Genomic DNA, 23,498 nt, shown 5'->3' on the forward strand with positions numbered 1-23,498 from the left:
GACGGATTTCCTGCCGGGCCCCGTTTTATGGATATCCCGTTCATTGGAGACGGGACAGTCCAGCAAAGGAACTGACGAAATGAAGAAGCTTTTTGCGGTCGCCCTGCTCGGCACCATCGCCCTCACCCCGGTGCTTGCACATAGCCAAGGCATGAGAAGCGGACATGGCGGCGAAGCCTTCAAGGCACAGATGCTTGAGCGCTTCAAAGCGGCCGACGAGAACGGCGACGAGTCGCTGACCAGGGCCGAGATCTACCAGTCCCATGGCAAGCGCGCTGCCGAGATCGACACCAACAATGACGGTGTGATCGGTGTCGAGGAAATTGACGCTGCCCGGAAAGAAATGCGCCTGAAACGTCAACAGCGCATGCTGAACCGGATGGACACCGACGGCGACGGTGTGGTCAGCACCGATGAATTCGCCCGCTCGGGTACCATGCGGATGCAGCATATGGATCGCGACCGGGATGGTGTGGTCACACTGGATGAAGCCACAACTCCGCCGATGCAGAAACGTGGCATGCATCATGGCAAACGGTTCGGCGGGATGTCCGCTGGCAAGATGGAATGCCCGCGCTAGACTTGTAATAGCGGTTCGCAAAATCGGGAATGTGCATGCTCGAGTCGGATAATGATCTGCTTTGTCTCGTCGCCGATGGCGGCGAGACAGCCTTCAGCAGACTCGTCCTGCGTCATCAAAGGCCAATATCTGCCTTTGCCTACCGCATGCTCGGGAGCCAGAGCGAGGCCGAGGAGATTTCGCAAGAAACCTTCGGCCGGGTCTGGTCCCATGCTCCCCGGTGGAGCCCTGATGGCAAAGCAAAATCCTGGATCTACCGGATCGCCCGCAATCTATGCATCGACCGCTTGAGAGCCCGGCGCGTAACGGTCGATATCGCCGATCAGGAAATCGAGGATGGCAATCCCAATCCTGAACAGATCCTCTCTCGGAAAAGAGCGGAGACGAGCGTGCGTGATGCGGTGGACCTTTTGCCGGAGCGACAGAGGGTCGCGATCTCGCTATTCCATCTCAAGGACATGACGGCAGATGAGGCGGCGGAAACGATGGATATCAGTATTGATGCTCTGGAATCATTGCTTCGGCGGGCACGGAAAAAGTTGAAAGAGATCATGCAGGACCAACAGTCCGGCACATATGAAAAAGCGGCTGTCGGAGAACACTGATGACAAGCATGAGCGAAGCAAGATTCAGAGAGCTGACAGATGCCTTTGGAAGCGATCCGTCGAAATGGCCCGAACGGGAACGTTCTCTGGCGCTCCAACTTCTGGAGGCTCATCCGGCGCTCGGTGCCGTCCTCGACGAAGCTGCGGCTCTGGATTTCGAACTCGACGCCATCATGGCCGCCCCGGAAATAGCCATTGCTCCGTCGCCAGCCGAAGTCCGCGCGCCAGCAAATCTGAACCTGAAAGGGCTGTTGAATGCATTCTGGCCGTTCGGTGGGTTGTGGCAGCCCGCAGCGGGGCTCGTTGCGGCAAGCGCCGCCGGGTTCATCGTCGGCATGACCTTCACGGATCTGCCCGCGGAAACCACCACCACGGTGATAAGTGATCAAGTGACCATAGTTGAACGTGCGCTGGGCGCGGACGTTGAGGAGAGTTTCCTATGACCTGGACCCGGACACGCACTCTCGCGCTGGTTCTGTTTGCGTCGATTGCGCTGAACCTGTTCTTCGCAGGCATCATGGTAGGCCGCTTCGACCGTTGGCACGGCGGTCCAAAGGGGCCGGGCCACGGCCACTCAATGACCAGGATGATCGAAAAAAGCCTCGGTGACAGCCTGACGCCAGAACTTCGTGAGAGGCTGACAGCGCACTCCAAAGCCATGCGCGAGACCCGCCGAACCTCCCGCGAGAAGCGGGACGCCATTCGGGACGCGCTTTTGCAGGAACCATTCGACAGGGAGGCTTATCTTCAGGCGTTGGGATCGATGAATGAAGTCTTCGACAAGATGCGGGCGGAAACCCATTCCTTTATGATCGATATCGTCGAGCAACTGACGCCGGAGCAGCGCGGCAAACTCGTGAAATCCCTCGGCAGGCACCGCAGGGACAATGACGACTAGGCTATCGTTCAGAGACGGCCCAGGAACTCAGTCCTACAGCCGTCTCTGAAGCAAGAACAAGGTGATACGGAAAGGCCTGACCTCAGCCGGCCTTTTCCAACGCAGCTTTTCGAATTGCCGAAAGCGTGGTTTTCGGCGTGATCGCCTCAGGGTCGATTTTCACCTCGATCACGGTCGATTTGTCGGACGCCAAGGCCCGCTCGAAAGCTGGCTGGAATTCCGAGGTTTCAAGAACCGTCTCGCCGTTCGCGCCATAGGCTTTTGCCAGTGCCGCAAAATCCGGGTTCTGCAGTTCGGTGTGCTTCACCCGGCCCGGGAATTCGCGCTCCTGATGCATGCGGATGGTACCGTACATGTTGTTGTTGATCACGATGGCGATGATCTTGGCGCCATGTTGCATGGCAGTCGCCAGCTCTTGCCCGTGCATCATGAAACAGCCATCGCCATTCATCGAAACGACAACCCGTTCAGGATGCACCAGCGCCGCCGCAACGGCAGCCGGCAGGCCGTAGCCCATGGAGCCGCTCGTCGGAGCAAGCTGCGTGCGAAAGCCGCGATACTGGTAATAGCGATGCATCCAGTTGGCGTAGTTACCGGCACCGTTGGTGATGATCGCATCGTCCGGCAGCGTGGCGTTCAACCAGGCTGCAATCTCCCCCATCTGCACATCGCCCGGAACCGGCAGCGGCTCCAGCGTTGCAAGATAATCGGCATGGCCCTGGGCGATACTCTTCGACCGGCTGCTGCCGTCAACAGGCGCCATCGCCTCCAGAGCCTCCGCAAAAGCCCGGGGGCCGGAATTGACCATCATGTCGGCCTGATACACCCGGCCAAGCTCTTCCGCGCTGCCATGGATATGCACGAGCCCCTGCTTCGGGCGCGGAATGTCGAACATGGTGTAGCCGCCAGTGGTCATCTCGCCCAGCCGGGTGCCGAGCGCGATCACCATATCGCTTTCCTGAATGCGGGCCGCGAGGGACGGGTCGATGCCGATACCGACATGTCCGACATAATTCGGGTGCCGGTTATCGAAATAGTCCTGACAGCGGAAGGAAGCACCGATCGGAACGCCGTTGGCGACTGCAAACGTCTCGATCCGCTCGCAAGCCTCACGGTCCCAGCCGCCGCCGCCGACAATCATGATCGGCCGTTCTGCCTTGTCCAGCATGGACCGGAAATCGGCCATCTGCTTCTGGCCCGGATGCGGCTCGACCGGCACATAGGCCGCAATGCCTGCCACATCGGCATAATCCATCAGCATGTCTTCGGGCAGTGCCAGCACCACAGGACCCGGACGGCCCGAGACGGCAGTATGAAATGCCCGGCTGATATATTCCGGAATCCGCGCCGCATCGTCGATTTGCGCAACCCACTTGGCCATCTGGCCAAACATCCGGCGGTAGTCGATTTCCTGAAACGCCTCGCGCTCCACCATCCAGCGCGCCACCTGGCCGACCAGGAGCACCATCGGGGTCGAATCCTGGAAAGCGACATGGACGCCGGCGCTTGCATTGGTCGCGCCGGGGCCACGGGTCACCATGCAGACGCCGGGACGGCCGGTCAGCTTGCCATAGGCATCGGCCATCATTGCCGCGCCGCCTTCCTGGCGGCACATCACGGTCCGAATGCCGTTCCGTTCCTGCAGGCCATCGATAACCGCGAGATAGCTTTCACCGGGCACGCCGAAGACGAGGTCTACCCCCTCCTCAACCAGCGCATCGACAAGAATATGGCCACCGAGACGGCCATGGCCGGCACTGTTACTTGAGGGAGAGGAGCTCATCTACATAACTCTTATATCGTTGAGATTTCGGTTTACGGCGATCCGCTTCGTTCAGATAACGGATCGAACTTTTGCCTTTGACCTCTTTCGGCAGCAGCAGCACCCGAATGAAGCGGGTACATTCCTGCGTACAGGCTTCCGCCCAGACAGTCTGGGCGCCGGGCTCAAACCAGGCATCGCCCGGCAGGTAATCCTTGGAAAGCTTGTCCGTCGAAAGGGTGAGTTTGCCATTGCGGATGCAGCGTATGCCCGGGCCCAAATGGCTATGCGGTACGGCAGTGCCTCCCGTCGGGAACAACACGCTGTCGCAGCGGATCAGCCAGTCTTCGAGATTCTCCACGGTGGGAACCTCATTCGACTCGACGATCTCGCTATGAATGCCCTCGCCCAGATCCACTTGCGGTTCAGCTGAAGTCTCGTCCAACTCCCAACGCCACAATTCACCGCCTTCCGTCCCGGCCCTGATGGTCATGCCGGAGCGCATGAACCGGGCTTCATCCGGCTGCAGCACCGAGCCACCCTCGAAGCTCAGGTCACCGGCATTGCAATAAACAATCCGGCATCCGTCAGGCAGATGTTTTGAGACCGCATGTGGAGAAAACACGTCTTTTATCAGACGCAGAACGTAGGTGGATGTCGCCATCAATCCTATCGGCGGGATTGATTCCCGCCTCCCTTTTGTCGTCCCGCTTTGCGCAGGTTAAATTGCTGATACTACCTCGCGCGATGCGCGGCCGCTGGTCAAGGATCGCTTTGCGATCAGTTTCGTTCGAATCTGCGACGAACACCCGCAGGTGAATAGGCTGATCAGCTCTCGAATACCAGTTGAAACCGGTCAGCGGCATAACGGGCAAAACCGTACTCGATGGGAACACCGGCCGGGTCAACGTTGATTGACTCAATGACCAGCACAGGCCGGTTGCGCGGCTGCTGCAAATGCTCGGCATCCGCCGCGTCCGGCATCCGTGCCGTCACACGAGTTTCCCTGCGGGTGTATTCGCCATAACCAAGATGCGTCAGGACCTTGGTGATCGAGTTGAGTTCCTCGTGCAGCTGAGCGAAACCCGGCACTTTGGCAGCCGGAAAATAGTGACTGCCAACGGAAATTGGCCGGCCGTCCACTTCGCCTATCCGGTCGAGCCGGACAAGGCGGGCTCCACGGGAGAGGCCAAGCTGCTTCAGGATCGCCGGATCGCCGACCTCTTCCGTCAGCAGCAGCGTGCGGCCACCTGGGGTTCGCTTCTGCCGCAGCACGTTGTCTGAGAAGCGCGTTTTCCTGGCGACAAGATAGTCCAGCACGTGCTCCTGGACGAAACTTCCCCGGCCCTGCTCCACCCGGATAACGCCCTCTTCGGCAAGCTCCGAGACAGCCCGCCGGAGCGTATGCCGGTTCACCCCATATTGTTGCGACAACTCTGCTTCCGTCGGCATCTTGCTGCCTGGCGGATAAGTGCCAGAGCGGATTGCATCGGATATGTCGTTGGCAATCTGGCGCCAAAGTGACTGGCCGCTTTTCCGTTCGATCAAGGCACCCTCACGCGATGAGTCATCAAAATGTCACTGTGCCCCTGTTGCGCAGGCGCGTCAGCAGATCTATAACATTGAAAGATATAGACATCTAGACAAATATTAAATTTGTCGAGAGAAAAGGACAGACCGATGGGGACCCAGTCACCACAGCATCAGTCACCGGCCCGGAAGCGATGGATGTCGATCCTCGCCAAAGCTTCCTTCGAGGACCTGCGTAGCCTCTGGCAGAACCTGCCGGACAAGCCCGCCTGGACCCGGGTCCGCCCGCCGGAAATCGGCATGGTCATGGTGCGCGGTCGCATGGGCGGTACCGGAAACCGGTTCAATCTCGGAGAAATGACAGTCACCCGTTGTTCTGTCGGCCTCGAAAGTGGCGACCTCGGACACGGATATGTCTCCGGCCGCAACAAGGAACATGCAGAAATTGCCGCGGTGATCGACGCCCTGATGCAGGGCGAGGAGCGCGCGGAAACCGTCGAGCATTCGATCATCAAACCGCTGGAGCTGAGGCATCAGCAAGGCCGGGAAACGGCCAGCCGCAAAGCAGCGGCGACGAAAGTCGAATTCTTTACCGTGGCGCGGGAGAACTGATGATGTCCGTGGAGAACACAACCCAAACTCTGACGCCGGGTTTTTCCGATCCGGTCAGTCAATCACAGCTGGTTTTCCGTTGCCTTCTCGACGCCATGGCCCGCCCGGGAAGCATCGAAACAGTCGATCTCGACATTGAGGGACCGGAAACGCTCGATCTTGCAGCGACGGCGATCGCACTCGCGCTGGTAGATTTCGAAACGCCTCTCTATCTCGCCCCTGCACTGGCGACCCCGGCAGCTGAAACCTATCTGAAATTCCATTGCGGCACACGGATCATCACCGAAGCAAAAGACGCCGCCTTCGGCATTCTGGACGGCACGCCCGAAGATCTCAGCACCTTCAATACCGGCACGGAAGAATACCCCGAACTGGGCGCCACCCTGATCATCCAGATCGAAACAATCCGGACAAACGGGCCGCTCACCCTGACAGGCCCAGGCATCAAGGACAGCACTGAACTCGGCCTGCCGGGCGTCCCCGCTTCGTTCTGGGACGCGCGCGCGAAGCTGCAGCGGTATTTCCCGCGCGGCATCGACCTCGTCTTTGTGTCCGGCGCCGAGATGGTCGCGTTGCCCCGCACCACGAACGTCACCCTGCAGAGCGGAAAGGAATAGGCCCATGTATGTAGCTGTCAAAGGCGGCGACAAGGCCATCGAGAACTCGCTGCACTATCTCGCCGATATCCGGCGGGGCGACCGCAGGGTTCCCGAACTGTCCATCCAGCAGATCCGCGAGCAGCTCCCGCTCGCCGTCGACCGGGTGATGACCGAAGGCTCGCTCTACGATCCGGACCTCGCCGCTCTGGCCATCAAACAGGCTAATGGCGATATCCAGGAAGCGGTGTTCCTGCTCAGGGCCTACCGCACCACCCTGCCCCGGTTCGGCGCATCGCAGGCGATCGATACAGGCGCCATGCAGATCCGCCGGCGCATCTCCGCCACCTACAAGGACCTGCCGGGCGGCCAGATCCTCGGGCCGAGTTTCGATTACACGCACCGCCTGCTGGACTTCACCCTGGCCGCGAACGGCGAGACGCCGGAAGCGCCTACATCGGAAGAGCCGGTTGCAGACGGAATGCCGCGCGTGGCCGATATTCTCGACCACGAAGGCCTGATCGAACTCGACCTGCCGGATGACGAGGACGGACCGGTCCCCGACCTGACACGGGAATCCACCTCCTTCCCGGCGGACCGGGCAACCAGGCTTCAGAACCTCGCACGCGGCGATGAAGGCTTCCTGCTGGCTCTCGGTTATTCCACCCAGCGCGGCTTCGGCAACAACCACCCCTTTGCCGGCGAGATCCGCATGGGCGAGCTTGCGGTCTCCTTCGAGCCGGAGGAACTCGGCTTCGAGATCGAGATCGGCGAAATCACCGTCACCGAATGCCAGATGGTCAACCAGTTCAAGGGCTCGGCGAAAGTGCCCCCGCAATTCACCCGCGGCTATGGCCTGACCTTCGGCCATTGCGAACGCAAGGCGATGTCCATGGCGCTGGTCGACCGGGCTCTCAGGGCGAAGGAGTTCAGTGAAGAGATCACCGCTCCCGCTCAGGACGAGGAGTTCGTCCTCTATCACTCCGACAATGTCGAGGCTTCCGGCTTCGTACAGCACCTGAAACTGCCGCACTACGTCGACTTCCAGGGTGAGCTCGTGACCGTGCGCGAGCTGCGCAAGGAGATCGCAGCCCGCGAGGCGGCGGAACGCACCGATGACGACGAACTGGCCGCGGCCGAGTAGGACGAGATCCATGAGCATGACGCAAGAAGCGCAGCCCTGGCAGGCGCCGGAGCACGACAAACCGGTCGAACAGGTTGAAGGCTATAATTTCGCCTATCTGGACGAGCAGACGAAACGGATGATCCGCCGGGCGATCCTGAAGGGCGTCGCCATTCCGGGCTATCAGGTCCCATTCGGCAGCCGGGAAATGCCCTTGCCCTATGGCTGGGGTACGGGCGGCATGCAGGTGACCGCTGCGGTGATCGGCGAGAATGACACGCTAAAGGTCATCGACCAGGGCGCGGACGACACGACGAACGCCGTTAACATACGGCGCTTCTTCGCCAAGACCGCAGGCGTGGCGACAACGGAGAAGACGTCGGATGCCAGCCTGATCCAGACCCGGCACCGGATTCCGGAAAAACCGCTGACCGACGATCAGATCCTGATCTATCAAGTGCCGATCCCGGAGCCGCTGCGCTGGGTCGAACCGCGCGAGACAGAAACCCGGAAGATGCATGCACTCGAAGAGTATGGCGTCATGCATGTCAGCCTCTATGAGAGCATCGCCCGCTTCGGCCGCATCACGACGGCCTATAACTACCCGGTGCAGGTGAACGGCCGCTACATCATGGCGCCGAGCCCGATCCCTAAATTCGACAATCCGAAGATGCACCAGATGGCAGCGCTCCAGCTTTTCGGCGCCGGCCGCGAGAAACGCATCTATGCGGTCCCTCCCTATACGGACGTGAAGAGCCTCGATTTCGAGGATCACCCCTTCACCATCCAGTCCTGGGAAGAGAACTGCGCGCTCTGCGGAGCGGATGACAGCTATCTCGACGAGGTCATCACCGACGATGCCGGCGGCAAGATGTATGTCTGCTCCGACAGCGATTATTGCGCGGAACGCCGCGAGGCGGGCCATGTCGGCGATCAGGGCGAACCACAGACCCCCGCTCAGAAGGGAGCAGCCGAATGATGGCGCTGCGAGACAACGGACCTTTGCTTGAAGTCGAAGGCCTGACCCAGAAATACGGCCACCAGATCGGCTGCGAGGATGTGCATTTCTCGCTCTATCCCGGTGAAGTGCTGGGGATCGTCGGAGAATCCGGCTCCGGCAAGTCCACCTTGCTGCGTTGCGCCTCCGGGCTGATGCAGCCGACCGCCGGGACCGTCCGCTTCGACACGCGGGTCGACGGCCTGCAGGATATCTATGCCCTCTCGGAAGCCGAGCGGCGCATGCTGATGCGCACAGACTGGGGTATCATCTTCCAGAATGCCCGGGACGGGCTGCGGATGAATGTCTCCGCAGGCGCCAATGTCGGTGAGCGCCTGATGGCGGTCGGCGAGAGGCATTACGGCAGCATCAGGGACGTTTCCTCGGAATGGCTGGAAAAGGTCGAGATGGATCTCGGCCGGATGGACGATCTGCCCCGGACCTTCTCCGGCGGCATGCAGCAGCGTCTTCAGATCGCCCGTAATCTCGTGACCAAACCGCGTCTGGTCTTCATGGATGAGCCGACAAGCGGCCTCGATGTTTCCGTTCAGGCCCGCCTGCTCGATCTGGTGCGCGGGCTGGTGCGTCAGCTCGGCATCGCCTGCATCATCGTCACCCACGATCTCGGCGTGGTCCGGTTGCTGTCGGACAGGTTGATGGTCATGCGGCGCGGCCGGGTCGTCGAACAGGGCCTGACCGATCAGGTGCTGGACGACCCGCAGCACGCCTATACCCAGCTCCTCGTCTCCTCGATCCTGCCGGTGTGATGACCATGACCGATAACAACCAAAACCACGGCCAAGACATGATCCGCGTCGAAAGCCTGATGAAGAGCTTCACGCTGCATAATCAGGGCGGCGTGACACTTCCGGTTCTGGAAGACGTTTCCTTCACCGTCGCACAGGGCGAATGCGTCATCCTCGCCGGGCAGTCCGGCGCCGGAAAGTCGACCCTGCTTCGCTCCCTTTACGCCAACTACCTGCCGCAATCGGGGCAGGTGCTGATCCGGCATGACGGAGAGCTCGTCGACCTGGTGAGTGCCGCGCCCCATGTCGTGCTCGATATTCGGGCCCGGACACTCGGTTATGTCAGTCAGTTCCTCCGCGTTATTCCGCGCGTCGGTACGATTGATCTCGTGGCTGATTCCCTGCTCGCCCGCGGCATCAACGAGGTCGCCGCCCGCGAGAAAGCAGCGACGTTGCTGAGCCGTCTGCGCATTCCGGAAAGCCTATGGTCCCTGCCGCCGGCGACCTTCTCCGGCGGAGAGCAACAGCGCGTGAACATCGCCATGACCCTCGTACAGGATTATCCCGTGCTCCTGCTCGATGAGCCGACAGCCTCCCTCGACGTGGAAAACCGTCAAACAGTCGTGGACCTGATCAACGAAGCACGGCAAAACGGGTCCGCCATTGTTGGCATCTTCCACGATCAGGCCGTTCGCGAGGCGGTCGGCACCCGGACATACGAACTTCAACCTGCGAGGAGCGCGGCGTGAGCACGAGCGAAGCCCCCGATGCCATTCTGACCAATGCACGGATCATTCTGGCCGATGGGGAAGTGCATGGCACCGTTACTGTCCGGAATGGCAAGATCGAGGATATTTCCGAAGGACGCACAGCCGCGCCCGGCGCGGTGGACTTCGATGGCGACTACCTGATTGCCGGTCTGGTCGAGTTGCACACGGACAATCTCGAAAAGCACCTGATCCCGCGCCCAAAGGTCCACTGGCCGGTAATGTCCGCATTGCTGGCGCATGACGCACAGGTCACGGCAGCGGGTATCACGACGGTTCTTGACGCAGTTGCTGTCGGCGGCACTCTTCGGGATGACGCCCGGGACAAGATCCTGATGGAATCCGCTAATGCCATCCGCGAGGCGAGTGAGCATGACATGCTGCGGGCCAATCACTTCCTGCACATGCGCTGCGAAGTCGGTAACCCGAATGCCCTCGCCCTTTTCGAGCCGTTCAAGGAAGACTCGCTGGTCAGGCTGGTGTCCCTTATGGATCACACGCCCGGTCAGCGTCAGTTCGTCGATCTCAGCAAACTGAAGATCTACTACACCGGCAAGCACGCCATGAGCGATGCCGAGTTCGATGCCATGGTCGAGGACCGCAAGAAGAACCAGGTTCTCTATTCCGACAAGCACCGACGGACCATCGCCGCTGCCTGCCGGGAGATGGGAGTGGTCATCGCCAGCCATGACGATGCGACGGTCGATCATGTGGACGAGGCGCACGAGCTGGGCCTGACCATCAGCGAATTCCCAACGACGATGGAAGCGGCGCACCATGCCCGCAAGAAAGGCCTCGCCAACATCATGGGCGGGCCGAACGTGGTTCGCGGCGGCTCACACTCGGGCAATGTCTCGGCGGGTGAACTCGCGGAAGCGGGCGTGCTGGATGCTCTCTCATCAGACTATGTGCCTGCCAGCATGCTGCACGGCGCCTTCATGCTGCATGAAAAGCACGGTCTGCCGCTGCCAAAGGCACTGGCGACCGTCACGGCCAATCCGGCCCACATGGTCGGCCTCGACGACCGCGGGGAAATCCTTCCCGGCAAGCGGGCTGACCTGATCCGCGTGCGGCAAGCCAAGGACGGCACGCCGGTGGTCCGCAAGGTCATGCGGGCAGGAACACGCGTCACCTGACGCCCTTAGCTTCTGTAGAAAGACGGAAAGTTCAGCTCATGGCACAGAAACAGCTCTCCTCCATGCCAACAGTGCACGAAACCGCCCAGGTGCGGGATTGCGAGCTCGGTGCCTGGACTGAGGTCGGTGCCCGCACCTCCGTCATCGAAACCGAGATGGGCGACTATTCCTACGTGGTGAATGACAGCGACATCATATACGCAACGATAGGAAAATTCTGCTCAATCGCCTCTCATACGCGCATAAATCCCGGAAATCATCCGAGCACACGCGCCTCCCAGCATCATTTTCTCTACCGTGCCGCCGCGTATGGCCTGGGAGACGATGACGAGGCGTTTTTCGACTGGCGCCGTCAGCACCATTGCACCATCGGCCACGATGTCTGGATCGGCCATGGCGCGACCGTACTTGCCGGTGTGAATGTCGGAACAGGCGCCGTCGTCGCGGCAGGCGCGGTCGTCAGCAAGGACGTTGCCCCTTATACAATCGTTGGCGGTGTTCCATCGAAAGAGATCAAGCGCCGGGTGGACGAGGAAACTGCGGAAGGTTTGCTGGAACTCGCCTGGTGGGATTGGCCGCATGAGCTGCTGAAAGAACGCATGAGCGACTTCCGCGCCCTGCCGGCAGCCGCGTTCCTGTCAAAATATCGGTAAGCACCTATCGGAATATCGGATTTAACCGATATTTCTCCTATTACGCGAATAACGCCGTAAAAGCAGCGACTGACTCTTCAAGCGGCCGGTCGTTGTTGAAAGTGATCACGCCCGGCCCTTCCAGCGTGAATGCCTCGGCTCGCTCCAGGCGTTTCTGGATGTCGGCCTCACTCTCCCGTCCCCGTCCCCTGAGGCGATTTTCCAGAACCTCGCGCGGTACCGTGATGTTCACCACCCGCACATCCGGATACATCTCGCGCGCCGTGCCGATCAGTGCGCGCGACACATTCACGATGACATGCCGGCCCGCCGCCAGCTCCTCTTCAATCGACTTTGGAATGCCGTAGCGCAGATCGTGGGCTTCCCAGCTCAGGCAGTAACCGCCCTCTTCCTGCTTTGCCTCGAATTCCTCGACCGATACCGGATTGTGGTCTTCGCCTCCGGCATCCGCCGGGCGCGTGATGTCCCGGCGCACGAAATAATGGGCCGAACTTTCCGACAAAGCGGCTTTTGCACCGTCCAGTAGACTGTCCTTGCCCGCGCCGGACGGCCCGACAACGAGCCAGAGCGTGCCGGTGTTCGAATGACTGTTCATGCGAGGAAACTCATTTGGGGAGGGAGAGCTATTTCTATCCCTTCCGGCCCAGTGTGGCGAGGCTCATGAGCGCATTCCCCCGGGCATTTCACAGATGCTTAACATTCGGGGAGAATGTCCCCTCTGCATGATTTGGTGAAATATCCGCGCAACTCGTTCGCATTAGGCACTTTGCACTTCCGGCCGCGCTGACTAAGTTCCGCAACCATGACACAGGAACTTACCTATTTCCTCGGAGACAAGCGCCCCGAAGACGGTGCTCTCCTTGAAGTCGCGCCGGGCGTGCACTGGCTGCGCCTGCCGCTGCCCTTCTCGCTCAACCACGTCAATCTCTACCTGCTGGAAGACGATGCTGGCTGGGTGATTGTCGATTGCGGCCTGAACTCGGAAAACTGCCGTGTGGCCTGGACAAAGATCCTGAAGGACGTGATCGGGAACGATCCGGTGCAGGCCATCATCGGCACGCACTTCCATCCGGACCATGTAGGGCTCGCCGGCTGGCTGCAAGAGCGGACCGGCGCCCCGCTCTGGATGAGCCGGACCGAATGGCTGAATGCCCGGGCCTATTATCTCGACACGTCCGAAGATTTCGTCGACCAGATGGTCGGGTTCTACGGCAAGCTCGGCCTCGGGGACGGTGTCGGCGGCGAGATGCGCAAGATCGGCAACGAATACCGCAAGCTGGTCTCGCCCATCCCGCCTGCTTTCAACCGCATCGGCCCGGAGACGAAATTCGACATCGGCGGCCGCACCTGGCGCCCCTATTTTGGCGCCGGTCACTCGCCGGACCATGTCTGCCTGTTCTCGGAAGCGGACAACCTGATGCTCGGCGGCGATCTGCTGCTGCCCCGGATCACCCCGATCATCGCGGTCTGGTGGACGGAGCCGGACGCCAATCCGCTGCAGGATTTTTTCACCTTCCTCGACAGCATGAAGGGCGGAAAAGACGAAATCCTCGTCCTGCCGGGGCATGACGGTCCCTATCGCGGCATCAATTTCCGGATCGACGCCCTGCGCAGCCACCATGACGAGCGGCTTCAGGAAACCATCGCCGCCTGCAACCGTCCATCTTCAGCCGCCGAGGTAATGAAAACCCTCTTCACACGCGAGCTCGACCTGCACCAGACCCGCTTTGCCGTCGGCGAGGCGCTGGCACATCTGCATCTGCTGATCGAAGACGGACAGATCACGCGGGAGCTGGGAGAGAACGGGACGTACCGGTACGGGCGGGCGGCCTAGGCGTGACCTCATGAACACCCAGCCAAAGCCGGAGTGCCGCGCATTTGACGAAGGCGAGGACGTGAGCGGCGTGTTTTCAATTGGAACGTGAATCACGCCGCGGTGCCGAAGACCAATCTCTGCTTTACTTCCAGCCGCGGTGAACCCAGCCCACAGGGAGGGAAGGCCCCGGCCTCCCCAAGCGATCACTCAGCTCATTCAGAACCATGCCAGTCGATACTGGATCGTTTCCAACGGCAACAGATGTTCAGGGCGCGGGACAAGCCTTACAGAAGGTCCTCCGGAAATTCGGAGGCCAGATGATCAATTAGGGCACGCACGGCAGGCGGCAGGCCGCGCCGGGTTGTGAAAACGAGGTGCACAATGCCCTTCTGGCCGCGCAATTCCGGCAGGACCTGCACCAGGCCTCCGGTTTCCAGGGCGCGCAGGCAGACATGCCAGGGCAGAAGCGCGACCCCGAGGCCGGCGATCGCCGCCTCGCGGACCGCCGTCATGTCGGCACATCCGAGCCGTGCTTCCTGCCGAAGCGTCATCCCCTGGCCGTCAAGCATCTCCAGATCCCATTCGGTTTCCGCATCGGCATCATTGGTCGCCAGCCTTGGTACCGTCGCCAGATCATCCGGTCTGCGCAAACGGCCGGCCAATGCCGGACTAGCGACGAGAATGCGGGTCGAACTGCCCAGGCTGCGCATGGTCAGCTCGGCATCACTGGTCAACGCGACCCGGACACGCAGCGCGAGGTCGATCCGCTCTCCGATCAAATCGACCCGCCGGTCGGTCGCCACCATTTGCAGCTGAACCTTTGGATATTGCTGAAGGAAACGGCTGACCAGACTTGAGATCAGTTCGACCATGCCGGTCGGGCAGCTGAAGCGAATACGTCCCTGGGGCTCGGACCGGGCCTGCATCACAAGCGCCTCGGCCTGTTCGGCCTCCAACTGGATCGCCTTGCAACGTTCGTAGAAGGCCAAGCCTGTGTCAGTCACCCTAAATCGGCGACTGGAGCGTTCAATCAGCCGCAACCCCAACCGCTCCTCCAACCCGGCGATGCGTCGGCTGAGTTTCGACTTGGGTTCGCGCAGCGCACGCGCCGCCGGCGCGAAGCCGCCATGGCTCACGACTTCGGCGAAATAGGCAAGATCGTTCAGGTCAGTTTTCATCGTTCCACCAATAGAACGATAGAGCCCAAAATCGACTCCTACAAGCCTCAGCGTTTCAATTTTATCTTTTTTGCAGGCGGCGAGATGGTCTCGGCCGCGAGCAACGGAGAGCATAATGGGCAAGTTCGAAAATCAGGTCGTCGTGGTCACCGGCGGCACCAGCGGTATCGGTCTCGGAACGGCCAAGGCGTTTGCGGCGCAGGGTGCCGCGGTCTACATCACCGGCCGACGCCAGGAGACGCTCGACGCCGCCGTTCGGTCGATCGGTGGCAACGTGACCGGCGTGCGCGGGGACATGTCGAACCTCGCCGATCTCGACCGGCTCTACGACACGGTCCAGCAGAAGCACGCGCAGATCGACGTCCTGTTCGTCAATGCCGGCGGCGGCGAATTCGCGCCCCTCGGCGCGATCACGGAGGATCACTACCAACGCACCTTCGATACCAATGTGAAGGGGGTTCTCTTCACCGTCCAGAAGGCCCTGCCGGTCCTGCGCGACGGTGCCTCGATCATCCTGACCTCCTCGACGACCGGCACCGCCGGCACGGCCAACTTCAGCGTCTATTCCGCCAGCAAGGCAGCGGTGCGCAATTTCGCCCGGAGCTGGATCCTCGATCTCAAGGACCGCAACATCCGCGTCAATGTTGTCAGCCCGGGATTGACCGAAACCGCAGGTGTCACGGAGCTGTTCGGCGGCGGCAAGCAGGCAGAGAGCGTCAAGGAACACTTCATTGGCTCCATTCCCTCCGGCCGGATCGGGCAACCGGAGGATGTCGCCAATGCGGTGCTCTTCCTCGCCTCCAGGGACGCCGGCTTCGTCAACGGGATCGAACTGTTCGTCGACGGCGGCATGAACCAGGTGTGACCCGCGGCGGGCAGATCGGCGGACCCGGAGGGCGGCCCCTGCCTCTCCGGGCCCGCCTGCCCTCACGGCAGCCGGATGTGACCGGTGAGGCTTTCGGGTCTTTAGCCCCAGCGCCGGTATTCGCGCCGACGCCCCCTCTTGAGGAGAACTTGCAATGAACATCGGCATCTTAGGTGCGGCAACAGTGGGACAGGCGCTTGCGCGTCGCTTGGCAGCCGCGGGACACGAGGTGGTGATCGCCAACAGCCGTGGGCCTGAAAGTCTGCGCGAACTGGCGATGCAGCTCGGAAACCATGTGACCGCCGGTCAGGTTACCGAGGCGCTGGACAATCCGGTCGTCATCCTGGCCGTGCCATGGACCAGGGTGCGCGACGTTCTCACGCCCGAGATCAATTGGCGCGGTCGCGTGCTTATCGACGCGACCAACATCTTCACAAGTTATGCCCCCGAGTTCGAGGTCGATGACCTGGGCGCAGACTCCGGCAGTGAAATCATCGCACGCCTGGCACCGGCTGCTCGGGTGGTGAAGGCTTTCAACACCCTCCCGGTCAAAACCATGTTCGCGCCGGTACCGGTCGACGGAGCCCGCCGCGTCCTGTTCGTGGCCGGCGATGACGACGATGCGCGCGCGGTTGTGCATCGCCTCATTGCCGACAGTCACCTCCACCCCGTCTCGATCGGAGGCCTGGCGGTTGGCGGACGGCTGATGCAGCTCGGCGCCCCGCTGAGCGGCCTGGAGTTCTTCACGAGCCCCGATATGCAAAGCCCGGCTTAGACACCCATCAAAGAACGCTTGGAGAAAAACGATGACCATCCCCTCTCGCCCCTCGGGCGCGCAGACCTCCCGCCGGGACGTCCTGCTCGCCGGCACAGCCGTGGCTGCGGCTGTCTCACTGCCGGGGTCCGGCGTCGCCGCCGCGACCACCACCAACGCAACCAATCCACAGAAAGGAACAATCATGAGCACCATCACCACCAAGGACGGCGTCGAGATTTTCTACAAGGACTGGGGCTCGAAGGACGCCCAGCCCTTGGTGTTTCACCACGGCTGGCCTCTCAGCAGCGACGACTGGGACGCCCAGATGCTGTATTTCCTCGGCCAGGGCTACCGGGTGATCGCCCATGATCGCCGCGGCCACGGTCGTTCCGCCCTTGTCGCCGGCGGCCACGACATGGCGCATTATGCTGCCGACGTCGCCGCCCTGGTCGAACATCTCGACCTGCGCGACGCCGTCCATATCGGCCACTCCACGGGTGGCGGCGAAGCGCTGCACTATGTCGCCCGGCACGGCCAGAAGAATGGCCGGGTAGCCAAGCTGGTGATGGTTGGGGCGGTGCCGCCAATCATGTTGAAGACCGACGCCAACCCCGGCGGGCTGCCGATCGAGGTGTTCGACGGCTTCCGCGCCGCACTCGCCACCAACCGGGCGCAGTTCTATCTCGACGTCGCCTCGGGCCCGTTCTACGGTTTCAATCGGCCCGGCGCGACCGTCTCCCAGGGCCTCATTCAGAACTGGTGGCGCCAGGGCATGATGGGCGGCGCCAAGGCTCATTACGACGGTATCAAGGCCTTCTCGGAGACCGACTTCAACGACGACCTGAAGGCGGTCACCGTCCCGACCCTGGTGATGCACGGCGACGACGATCAGATCGTGCCGATCGCCGACAGCGCGCTTCTCTCGGCCGAACGGCTCCGCAACAGCACCCTGAAGGTCTACCCGGGCCTGTCGCACGGGCTCTGCTCGGTCAATCCCGACATCGTTAATCCGGACCTACTCGCCTTCATCAAGTCCTGAGGCTGCATCTCGGCGCCGTCCCCGCGGCGGCGCCGACAGCCCAGGGGCACAGGCAGAACGGTCGAATGACAGTGACCTCTTCGTCGGGGTCACATTGCCGTTTCGACACCGATGTCCGACCCTATAAGACCCATTTGCGGACATCCGTTTAGAACACACGCCCTAACCCGTCTGTTCGTTATGGACCACGCCGCTGATCAGGTTTTCCCGGTAAAGCGCCGCCTCGTCGAGCCATGCCGCCGCCGGACTGAGCGAAGAGATCAGCCGTTTGATTTCCTTTTCCTGCTCCCGGCGCGCCTCTTCCGCCTCGGCTACGCTGATTTCCGTGAAGGACAGCGTATCTCCCGGCTTCAGGCGGCCGAGACGCGGGATGTCGGCGGAGATGACGGTGCCGATCTTCGGATATCCGCCCGTGGTCTGATGATCCGCCAGCAGGATGATCGGCAGGCCGTTGCCCGGCACCTGGATGGCGCCGGTGACAATCCCGTCCGAGGTGATGTTGTAGCCTCGCGCATGTTCCAGCGCCGGGCCTTCCAGACGCATGCCCATCCGGTCCGCTTCCCGGCTGATCTTGTACTCGTTGGTCAGAAAGGCGGCGGCGCTTTCGTCTGTGAAATAGTCCCGCTGCGGGCCGAACACGACACGGACCGGGCCGCCGGCATCGAGATACACGGGGTTCTCCAGCCGAAGCTCGCCACGCTCGGGAACCTCGTTCAGGCACAAGGGCAACTCGTCCCCGTCCTTCAACGCACGACCTTGAAACCCGCCGATCTGCGAGCGGCCATAAGTTGACAGGCTGTCAAAGGCGGCGGGAAGATCGAAGCCACCCTCGACGCAGAGATAGGCGGCTCCGCTGTCCGTCACCGGATTGACGGAAAGCCGGTGACCGCGCTTCAACGTGACGCTCTGGTAAGACGGCAACTCGACGCGCTCTCCCGCCTCGACGACAATTCCGGCCCGGGTACCGACCAACGCGACACGAACACTTTCCGCGATGACTTCAAGCACAGGGCCGATCATGCGGAATTCGATGGCCGCCGTCCCGCCGTCATTTCCAACCAGCGCATTGCCGATCCGGAGAGACACAGGGTCAAGCGCACCGGAAACAGGCACGCCCCTGTTCTGGTAAGCCGGACGTCCGAAATCCTGAAGGGTCGGCGCAAAACCGGCCTGGATCACCCTGAGCCCGCTCATGCGCTCTCTCCCGGCGCGATATCTTCCACGACAGGCACGTATTCCCCGGCCTCTACGTCTTTTCGGAGCACTTCATAGTCGGCAAACGACACCGGCTGGAAATGAATTCGATCCCCGGCGGCGACCAGAATCGGCGCTTCCCGTTTCGGGTCGAAGAATTCAATCGGCGTCCGCCCTATCAGATGCCAGCCCCCCGGACTTTCGACCGTGTAGATCGTGGTTTGCCTGACCGCGATGGAGATCGACCGCGCCGGCACCTTCACCCGCGGCTCAAAACGCCTTGGCACGTCGAAATCTTCCGGCAGCAAACCGAGATAGGGAAAACCCGGCAGGAATCCCATCATCAGGATTTCCTGCGGGTCTGCCGTATGGCCGCGCACCACTTCCGCGGGCGCCAGATTCATGTCCCGCGCAACGCTATCCAGATCGGGCGCGCAATCTCCCTCATAGCAGACCGGAATGGACCAGAGCCGGTAGCCATCCTCGCCCTCATGCTGATGATGCAGGATTTCCGAGATCGCCGATTGCAACTCGGAGGAGCGCGTCACCAGCGGATCGTAATGCACCATCAGGGAGCGGATCGTCGGCACGATATCCACAATGCCGCCCAACGACAGCTCGCGCAGCTTGGCCGCAACATGGCGCACCTGCCTGTTCACAACGGCGTCGACGGCTTCGCCGAACTGCACGACAAGGGCGGTATCCCCGGCGGGAAGAAAGACAGGTTCCGACATCACAATGGTTCTGTTCCGGACATGGACCATACGAAGGGTTTGGCGCTAATCTTCACGTCCTATCGCCCTTCGACAAAGCGTCCCGGACGCGCGACCCGCGCTTCGAGACAATAGCCACGGACCGTAACCATGACCAAAGTGAATTTGAACGCCGATATGGCCGAAGGTTTCGGCGCTTACGATATCGGCGACGACATGGCGATGCTGAAGATCGTCGGCTCGGCCAATGTGGCCTGCGGGTTCCACGGCGGGGACGCCAATGTGATGGATCGGGTCGTGGCCGGTGCCAAGTCGGAAGGCGTCAGTATCGGCGCGCATCCTGGCTTCAACGATCTCTGGGGCTTCGGCCGCCGCCGCATCACCATGGCCCAGCGCGAAGTGGAGGCGATGATCGCCTACCAGATCGGCGCGCTGCAGGCGATGGCGGCGATGCACGGCATGAAAGTTACTCATATGAAACCGCATGGCGCATTGAACAATATGGCTTCCGAGGACAAGGACCTGGCTGAGACCATCGTGCGCGCCACCAGGGCGGTGGACCCTTCGATCATTCTGCTGGCGACGACCGGCTCGGAGCTGATGAAGGCCGGCGCCACGCTCGACGTGCCGACCGCATCCGAGGTCTTCGCCGACCGGACCTACGATTCCAAAGGCAGCCTCACCAGCCGGAAGCGCGACGACGCTATGATCCGCGACCCGCAGCAGGCGGTGGAGCATGTCCTGCGTATGCTCGAAACCGGCAAGGTCCGCTCAACCGACGGAGTGGATGTACCGGTCGTCGTTCATTCCATCTGCATTCATGGAGACGAGCCGACAGGCCCGGCCGTGGCCGGTGCTGTCCGTGCCGCGCTCGAAGCCAATGGCATCGAGGTCGTTACCCTTCCTGAAGTTCCCCTCAACTGATCCCCCATCTGTCCAATCCAGGAGCTACCCAAGTGAGTCGTGAGCAAGCCATCTCAGCCGCCGCCGAACATTTCGACAGCGGCGATTTCCTCAAGGACCTGAGCCGCCGGGTGGCAATCCGCACCGAGAGCCAGCTCTACGAGGAGCGGAAGCCCGACATGGAGGCCTATATGGCCGAAATGCGCGCGGCCCTGGAGCCGATGGGATATGTCTGCGAGCAGTTCCCGAACCCCTCGCCGAAGGGCGGCCCCTTCCTGATCGCAACCCGTCACGAAGGTGACACTCTGCCGACCGTGCTCACCTACGGTCATGGCGACGTCGTCCGCGGCATGGAGGGGCAATGGGCTGAGGACCGTGATCCATGGACGTTGACCGAGGTCGGCGAGCGTGTCTACGGCCGCGGGACCGTCGATAACAAGGGTCAGCACTCGATCAATATCGCCGGCCTTAACGCCGTGCTGAAGACCCGGGGCAAGCTTGGCTTCAACTCCAAGATCCTGATCGAGTCCGGCGAGGAATCCGGCTCCCCGGGACTGGCGGACTTCGCAAAACAGCAAAAAGACAAGCTGAAGGCCGATTTCCTGATCGCCTCCGACGGTCCGCGCATCAGTGCCGACCACCCGACTGTCTTCATGGGGTCGCGCGGTGCCTATCCGATGGATATCACCTGCGACCTGCGCGAAGGCGCCCACCATTCCGGTAACTGGGGCGGGCTCCTCGCAAACCCGGCGGTCATCCTCGCCCATGCGCTCGCCAGCATCGTCGACCGGCGTGGCCAGATCCGTGTGCCTGAATGGCGTCCGACCACCCTCACCCCGGCAATCCGGGCTGCTCTCGCCGAGTGCGAACTGGAGGCGGAAGCGAACGGCCCGCAGATCGATCCGAATTGGGGAGAAGAGTCCCTGACCCCGATCGAACGGGTGATCGGCTGGAACAGCTTCGAGATCCTGGCTTACACGGCCGGTCTGCCGGACAAACCGGTGAACGCGATCCCTGGCCGGGCGACCTGCCGCGGCCAGCTCCGCTTCGTCGTCGGCACCGACCCGGAAGACATCGTTCCGGCCCTGCGCCGGCATCTGGAGCGCGAAGGCTTCCCGATGGTCACCGTCGCGGACGCCGATCGCGGCTATATGAAGGCGACGCGCCTCGATCCCGACCATGCGCTCGTGCAGTGGGCGGCAAACTCGATCCAGCGCTCGACCAACAAGAAGACCGCAATTCTGCCAAACCTCGGCGGCTCCCTGCCGAACGACGTCTTCAGCGAAATACTAGGCCTGGCCACGATCTGGGTGCCGCATTCCTATGCATCCTGCTCCCAGCATGCCCCGAACGAACATGCGCTGAAGCCGATCCTCCGCGAGGGTCTGCAACTCACCGCTGGCCTGTTCTGGGATATCGGCGACGGTACCCTGCCGGAAAGCTGGTAATCCGATGACCGCGCGGCGTGTTCTGTCGGCTGAGATCAGCCACGAGACCAATACTTTCAGTGTGTTGCGGACCGACATGGACGCTTATTTGCGTCGGCAATGCTATTTCGGAGACCAGATAGCGGCGCATATGTCCGGCACCGCGACGGAAGTGGCGGCACATATCGACGCCGCGCGGACCTACGGCTGGGAGCTGATCCCGACCGTTGCGGCCCATGCCACACCAAGCGGCATGACCACGGCGGATGCCTGGGAAGAGCTTTGCAGTATTGTGCTGGCCGGTCTCGACACGGGACCGGTCGACGGGGTCATGCTGGCCCTGCACGGCGCCATGGTGACCGAGAGCAGCCAAGATGCGGAAGGCGACCTGCTGAAGCGGCTGCGTGATCGTCTCGGCAAAGATGTTCCGATTGCCGTCACCCTCGATCTGCATGCGAACGTGACGGACGGAATGGCCGCGCTGGCTGATATTCTGGTTCCCTACAGGACTTATCCGCATATCGACCAGTACGAGGCCGCGACGGAGGCGGCTTCCCTGCTCCAGCGGGCCATGGACAAAGAGATCCGTCCGGTCACGATTGTTGCCCGGTGCCCGACCCTCGACGGCCTCAATCACGGCCGCACCCAGGAAGGCCCGATGGCAGAACTGCTGGCCCGGGCGGCGGAGATCAAGGCAGCTGATCCGGACGTTCTGGAAATCGGCCTCTGTGCAGGTTTCGCTTGGTCCGATATTGCCGAGGCAGGCCCGTCCGTCAGCGTCACCACGGATGGCGATACGGAAAAAGGCCGGAGAATAGCAGACGACCTGATGCAGTTCGTCTGGGATACCCGCGCGATCAATACTGTCCCTCTGCTCTCCCTCACCGACCTTTCGGCAAGGATCAAGGGCGCGCCCTCCGGCGAAGGTCCATTGGTTATCGGGGACACGACAGACAATCCCGGCGGCGGTGGTTATGGCGACGGCGTTCGCCTGCTGGAGACCATTATCGCGACCGGCACTCCGAACGCCGCACTAGCCGCAATCTGCGATCCCGCTGTTGCCGAGCAGGCCCATACAGCCGGGGTGGGAGCAAACATCGCCATCTCACTTGGCGCGAAAGTCGATCCGGACAGCTATGGCCCGCCGATCGGGACTGAGGCCACGGTGCTCGCTCTCAGCGACACCGGCGCCTTCGTCTGTGACGGGCCTATGTGGGCGAACATGGAAGTGCGCCTCGGCCGCTCCGCCCTGCTCGATATTTCAGGCGTGAAAGTGGTGATCGCCAGCAGCAACCTGCAGGTCACGGACCAGCAGGCACTGAAGCTGTTCGGGCTCGATCCGGCGGTGCTGGATGTGATCGCCGTTAAATCCTCGCACCATTTCCGCGCGGCTTTCCAGCCGGTCGCCCGCGAAGTCGTGCTGGTGGATAGCGGCTGCCTCGTCTCCCAGGACTACAGCAGCTTTGACTACAAGCATCTGCGCCGCCCGATCTGGCCGATCGATCCTATTTCGTAAGCCGACCCACTCCGGAAGCTGAGAGGCACGCTGCGCCGCAGCGGACGGCCCCGCTCGGCCAAAACCCGGCAAGAAACGAGAAATC

26 protein-coding genes are annotated in these 23,498 nt (G+C 61.7%); 19 read left to right on the top strand and 7 right to left on the bottom strand.

Annotated features, from left to right (window positions below; genetic code table 11):
* The first annotated feature begins 79 nt into the window (after positions 1-79).
* Genes IG629_RS05050 through IG629_RS05065 form a run of 4 tightly spaced genes read left to right on the top strand, consistent with a single transcriptional unit; the run spans position 80 to position 2,083 of the window.
* A complete protein-coding gene (locus IG629_RS05050) occupies positions 80-580 on the top strand; it encodes an EF-hand domain-containing protein (RefSeq protein ID WP_193170887.1) in 501 nt (166 codons plus the stop codon).
* 35 nt (positions 581-615) lie between these two features.
* Positions 616-1,185, top strand: a complete 570-nt coding sequence (locus IG629_RS05055) for a sigma-70 family RNA polymerase sigma factor (RefSeq protein WP_193170888.1) — start codon at positions 616-618, stop codon at positions 1,183-1,185.
* On the top strand, positions 1,185-1,628 hold the full coding sequence (locus tag IG629_RS05060) for a hypothetical protein (protein ID WP_193170889.1): 444 nt from the start codon (positions 1,185-1,187) through the stop codon (positions 1,626-1,628). Before IG629_RS05055 ends, IG629_RS05060 begins: the two co-directional genes overlap by 1 nt.
* Positions 1,625-2,083: a periplasmic heavy metal sensor gene (locus tag IG629_RS05065; protein WP_028465186.1), complete on the top strand. Its 459-nt coding sequence runs from the start codon at positions 1,625-1,627 to the stop codon at positions 2,081-2,083. Before IG629_RS05060 ends, IG629_RS05065 begins: the two co-directional genes overlap by 4 nt.
* Positions 2,084-2,165: 82 nt before the next feature.
* On the opposite strand, the gene IG629_RS05070 is transcribed toward IG629_RS05065, so the two are convergent.
* From IG629_RS05070 to phnF, 3 genes are all read right to left on the bottom strand, one after another.
* Positions 2,166-3,866, bottom strand: a complete 1,701-nt coding sequence (locus tag IG629_RS05070; RefSeq protein ID WP_193170890.1) for a thiamine pyrophosphate-binding protein — start codon at positions 3,864-3,866, stop codon at positions 2,166-2,168.
* Positions 3,844-4,509 (bottom strand): hypothetical protein, encoded by a 666-nt coding sequence (locus IG629_RS05075; protein ID WP_028465188.1) that lies wholly within the window; start codon positions 4,507-4,509, stop codon positions 3,844-3,846. The genes IG629_RS05070 and IG629_RS05075 overlap by 23 nt, the downstream gene beginning before the upstream one ends.
* Before the next feature lie 164 nt (positions 4,510-4,673).
* Positions 4,674-5,393 (bottom strand): phosphonate metabolism transcriptional regulator PhnF, encoded by a 720-nt coding sequence (gene phnF, locus IG629_RS05080; protein ID WP_193170891.1) that lies wholly within the window; start codon positions 5,391-5,393, stop codon positions 4,674-4,676.
* A gap of 180 nt (positions 5,394-5,573) precedes the next feature.
* Between phnF and phnG the strand changes: the two genes are divergently transcribed.
* Genes phnG through IG629_RS05120 form a run of 8 tightly spaced genes read left to right on the top strand, consistent with a single transcriptional unit; the run spans position 5,574 to position 12,005 of the window.
* Positions 5,574-5,987, top strand: a complete 414-nt coding sequence (gene phnG / locus IG629_RS05085; protein ID WP_193170892.1) for a phosphonate C-P lyase system protein PhnG — start codon at positions 5,574-5,576, stop codon at positions 5,985-5,987.
* A complete protein-coding gene (gene phnH / locus IG629_RS05090; protein WP_193170893.1) occupies positions 5,987-6,604 on the top strand; it encodes a phosphonate C-P lyase system protein PhnH in 618 nt (205 codons plus the stop codon). The genes phnG and phnH overlap by 1 nt, the downstream gene beginning before the upstream one ends.
* A 4-nt stretch (positions 6,605-6,608) precedes the next feature.
* Positions 6,609-7,727 (top strand): carbon-phosphorus lyase complex subunit PhnI, encoded by a 1,119-nt coding sequence (locus IG629_RS05095; protein WP_193170894.1) that lies wholly within the window; start codon positions 6,609-6,611, stop codon positions 7,725-7,727.
* Between the two features lie 10 nt (positions 7,728-7,737).
* Positions 7,738-8,685, top strand: coding sequence for an alpha-D-ribose 1-methylphosphonate 5-phosphate C-P-lyase PhnJ (locus IG629_RS05100; protein WP_449867042.1), 948 nt, complete (start codon positions 7,738-7,740; stop codon positions 8,683-8,685).
* The gene (gene phnK / locus IG629_RS05105) at positions 8,682-9,470 is read left to right on the top strand and encodes a phosphonate C-P lyase system protein PhnK (RefSeq protein WP_028465193.1); all 789 of its coding nucleotides are present in this window, start codon (positions 8,682-8,684) and stop codon (positions 9,468-9,470) included. The genes IG629_RS05100 and phnK overlap by 4 nt, the downstream gene beginning before the upstream one ends.
* Positions 9,471-9,475: 5 nt before the next feature.
* Positions 9,476-10,198 (top strand): phosphonate C-P lyase system protein PhnL, encoded by a 723-nt coding sequence (gene phnL / locus IG629_RS05110; RefSeq protein ID WP_319025015.1) that lies wholly within the window; start codon positions 9,476-9,478, stop codon positions 10,196-10,198.
* Complete coding sequence (locus tag IG629_RS05115; protein WP_193170896.1) at positions 10,195-11,352, top strand: alpha-D-ribose 1-methylphosphonate 5-triphosphate diphosphatase; 1,158 nt, start codon at positions 10,195-10,197, stop codon at positions 11,350-11,352. The genes phnL and IG629_RS05115 overlap by 4 nt, the downstream gene beginning before the upstream one ends.
* A 38-nt stretch (positions 11,353-11,390) precedes the next feature.
* Positions 11,391-12,005, top strand: a complete 615-nt coding sequence (locus tag IG629_RS05120; protein WP_193170897.1) for an LbetaH domain-containing protein — start codon at positions 11,391-11,393, stop codon at positions 12,003-12,005.
* A 40-nt stretch (positions 12,006-12,045) separates the two neighbouring features.
* On the opposite strand, the gene phnN is transcribed toward IG629_RS05120, so the two are convergent.
* Positions 12,046-12,600, bottom strand: coding sequence for a phosphonate metabolism protein/1,5-bisphosphokinase (PRPP-forming) PhnN (gene phnN / locus IG629_RS05125; RefSeq protein WP_193170898.1), 555 nt, complete (start codon positions 12,598-12,600; stop codon positions 12,046-12,048).
* 207 nt (positions 12,601-12,807) lie between these two features.
* Here phnN and IG629_RS05130 point away from each other — a divergent pair, with 207 nt between their 5' ends.
* Positions 12,808-13,839: an MBL fold metallo-hydrolase gene (locus IG629_RS05130; protein ID WP_193170899.1), complete on the top strand. Its 1,032-nt coding sequence runs from the start codon at positions 12,808-12,810 to the stop codon at positions 13,837-13,839.
* A gap of 266 nt (positions 13,840-14,105) precedes the next feature.
* Here IG629_RS05130 and IG629_RS05135 read toward each other — a convergent pair whose 3' ends face one another.
* Entirely contained in the window at positions 14,106-14,999 is an 894-nt protein-coding gene (locus tag IG629_RS05135; protein ID WP_193170900.1) for a LysR family transcriptional regulator, read from the bottom strand.
* Positions 15,000-15,114: 115 nt separating this feature from the next.
* Here IG629_RS05135 and IG629_RS05140 point away from each other — a divergent pair, with 115 nt between their 5' ends.
* The 3 genes from IG629_RS05140 (at position 15,115) to IG629_RS05150 (ending at position 17,660) form a co-directional block, all read left to right on the top strand.
* Complete coding sequence (locus IG629_RS05140) at positions 15,115-15,864, top strand: SDR family NAD(P)-dependent oxidoreductase (RefSeq protein ID WP_226886467.1); 750 nt, start codon at positions 15,115-15,117, stop codon at positions 15,862-15,864.
* Positions 15,865-16,018: 154 nt separating this feature from the next.
* Positions 16,019-16,639, top strand: a complete 621-nt coding sequence (locus IG629_RS05145; RefSeq protein ID WP_193170901.1) for an NADPH-dependent F420 reductase — start codon at positions 16,019-16,021, stop codon at positions 16,637-16,639.
* A gap of 31 nt (positions 16,640-16,670) precedes the next feature.
* Positions 16,671-17,660, top strand: a complete 990-nt coding sequence (locus IG629_RS05150; RefSeq protein ID WP_193170902.1) for an alpha/beta fold hydrolase — start codon at positions 16,671-16,673, stop codon at positions 17,658-17,660.
* A gap of 162 nt (positions 17,661-17,822) precedes the next feature.
* On the opposite strand, the gene IG629_RS05155 is transcribed toward IG629_RS05150, so the two are convergent.
* The gene (locus tag IG629_RS05155) at positions 17,823-18,854 is read right to left on the bottom strand and encodes a 5-oxoprolinase subunit C family protein (RefSeq protein ID WP_193170903.1); all 1,032 of its coding nucleotides are present in this window, start codon (positions 18,852-18,854) and stop codon (positions 17,823-17,825) included.
* The gene (pxpB, locus tag IG629_RS05160; RefSeq protein ID WP_193170904.1) at positions 18,851-19,588 is read right to left on the bottom strand and encodes a 5-oxoprolinase subunit PxpB; all 738 of its coding nucleotides are present in this window, start codon (positions 19,586-19,588) and stop codon (positions 18,851-18,853) included. Before pxpB ends, IG629_RS05155 begins: the two co-directional genes overlap by 4 nt.
* Before the next feature lie 129 nt (positions 19,589-19,717).
* Here pxpB and IG629_RS05165 point away from each other — a divergent pair, with 129 nt between their 5' ends.
* The 3 genes from IG629_RS05165 to IG629_RS05175 are packed head-to-tail and all read left to right on the top strand — an operon-like array spanning position 19,718 to position 23,413.
* Positions 19,718-20,491 carry a LamB/YcsF family protein gene (locus IG629_RS05165; protein ID WP_193170905.1) on the top strand — a complete coding sequence of 258 codons (774 nt, stop codon included), beginning with the start codon at positions 19,718-19,720 and terminating at the stop codon, positions 20,489-20,491.
* Positions 20,492-20,523: 32 nt separating this feature from the next.
* A complete protein-coding gene (locus IG629_RS05170; RefSeq protein ID WP_193170906.1) occupies positions 20,524-21,918 on the top strand; it encodes a M20 family metallopeptidase in 1,395 nt (464 codons plus the stop codon).
* A gap of 4 nt (positions 21,919-21,922) precedes the next feature.
* Positions 21,923-23,413, top strand: a complete 1,491-nt coding sequence (locus IG629_RS05175; RefSeq protein ID WP_193170907.1) for a M81 family metallopeptidase — start codon at positions 21,923-21,925, stop codon at positions 23,411-23,413.
* The last annotated feature ends 85 nt before the right edge of the window (positions 23,414-23,498 follow it).

The sequence above is a fragment of the Nisaea nitritireducens genome (genome assembly GCF_014904795.1).
GTDB classification, from domain to species: domain Bacteria; phylum Pseudomonadota; class Alphaproteobacteria; order Thalassobaculales; family Thalassobaculaceae; genus Nisaea; species Nisaea nitritireducens.

What these genes read in the sequence shown, in the direction of transcription:
- IG629_RS05150 (WP_193170902.1), top strand. Translation starts at nt 16,671, where the DNA reads ATGACCATCCCCTCTCGCCCCTCGGGCGCGCAGACCTCCCGCCGGGAC.
- IG629_RS05055 (WP_193170888.1), top strand. Translation starts at nt 616, where the DNA reads ATGCTCGAGTCGGATAATGATCTGCTTTGTCTCGTCGCCGATGGCGGC.
- phnG (WP_193170892.1), top strand. Translation starts at nt 5,574, where the DNA reads ATGTCGATCCTCGCCAAAGCTTCCTTCGAGGACCTGCGTAGCCTCTGG.
- phnK (WP_028465193.1), top strand. Translation starts at nt 8,682, where the DNA reads ATGATGGCGCTGCGAGACAACGGACCTTTGCTTGAAGTCGAAGGCCTG.
- IG629_RS05075 (WP_028465188.1), bottom strand. Translation starts at nt 4,509, where the DNA reads ATGGCGACATCCACCTACGTTCTGCGTCTGATAAAAGACGTGTTTTCT.
- IG629_RS05120 (WP_193170897.1), top strand. Translation starts at nt 11,391, where the DNA reads ATGGCACAGAAACAGCTCTCCTCCATGCCAACAGTGCACGAAACCGCC.
- IG629_RS05130 (WP_193170899.1), top strand. Translation starts at nt 12,808, where the DNA reads ATGACACAGGAACTTACCTATTTCCTCGGAGACAAGCGCCCCGAAGAC.
- IG629_RS05175 (WP_193170907.1), top strand. Translation starts at nt 21,923, where the DNA reads ATGACCGCGCGGCGTGTTCTGTCGGCTGAGATCAGCCACGAGACCAAT.
- IG629_RS05165 (WP_193170905.1), top strand. Translation starts at nt 19,718, where the DNA reads ATGACCAAAGTGAATTTGAACGCCGATATGGCCGAAGGTTTCGGCGCT.
- IG629_RS05060 (WP_193170889.1), top strand. Translation starts at nt 1,185, where the DNA reads ATGACAAGCATGAGCGAAGCAAGATTCAGAGAGCTGACAGATGCCTTT.
- IG629_RS05070 (WP_193170890.1), bottom strand. Translation starts at nt 3,866, where the DNA reads ATGAGCTCCTCTCCCTCAAGTAACAGTGCCGGCCATGGCCGTCTCGGT.
- phnH (WP_193170893.1), top strand. Translation starts at nt 5,987, where the DNA reads ATGATGTCCGTGGAGAACACAACCCAAACTCTGACGCCGGGTTTTTCC.
- IG629_RS05065 (WP_028465186.1), top strand. Translation starts at nt 1,625, where the DNA reads ATGACCTGGACCCGGACACGCACTCTCGCGCTGGTTCTGTTTGCGTCG.
- IG629_RS05155 (WP_193170903.1), bottom strand. Translation starts at nt 18,854, where the DNA reads ATGAGCGGGCTCAGGGTGATCCAGGCCGGTTTTGCGCCGACCCTTCAG.
- phnN (WP_193170898.1), bottom strand. Translation starts at nt 12,600, where the DNA reads ATGAACAGTCATTCGAACACCGGCACGCTCTGGCTCGTTGTCGGGCCG.
- IG629_RS05100 (WP_449867042.1), top strand. Translation starts at nt 7,738, where the DNA reads ATGAGCATGACGCAAGAAGCGCAGCCCTGGCAGGCGCCGGAGCACGAC.
- IG629_RS05145 (WP_193170901.1), top strand. Translation starts at nt 16,019, where the DNA reads ATGAACATCGGCATCTTAGGTGCGGCAACAGTGGGACAGGCGCTTGCG.
- phnL (WP_319025015.1), top strand. Translation starts at nt 9,476, where the DNA reads ATGACCGATAACAACCAAAACCACGGCCAAGACATGATCCGCGTCGAA.
- IG629_RS05135 (WP_193170900.1), bottom strand. Translation starts at nt 14,999, where the DNA reads ATGAAAACTGACCTGAACGATCTTGCCTATTTCGCCGAAGTCGTGAGC.
- pxpB (WP_193170904.1), bottom strand. Translation starts at nt 19,588, where the DNA reads ATGTCGGAACCTGTCTTTCTTCCCGCCGGGGATACCGCCCTTGTCGTG.
- IG629_RS05050 (WP_193170887.1), top strand. Translation starts at nt 80, where the DNA reads ATGAAGAAGCTTTTTGCGGTCGCCCTGCTCGGCACCATCGCCCTCACC.
- IG629_RS05140 (WP_226886467.1), top strand. Translation starts at nt 15,115, where the DNA reads ATGGGCAAGTTCGAAAATCAGGTCGTCGTGGTCACCGGCGGCACCAGC.
- IG629_RS05095 (WP_193170894.1), top strand. Translation starts at nt 6,609, where the DNA reads ATGTATGTAGCTGTCAAAGGCGGCGACAAGGCCATCGAGAACTCGCTG.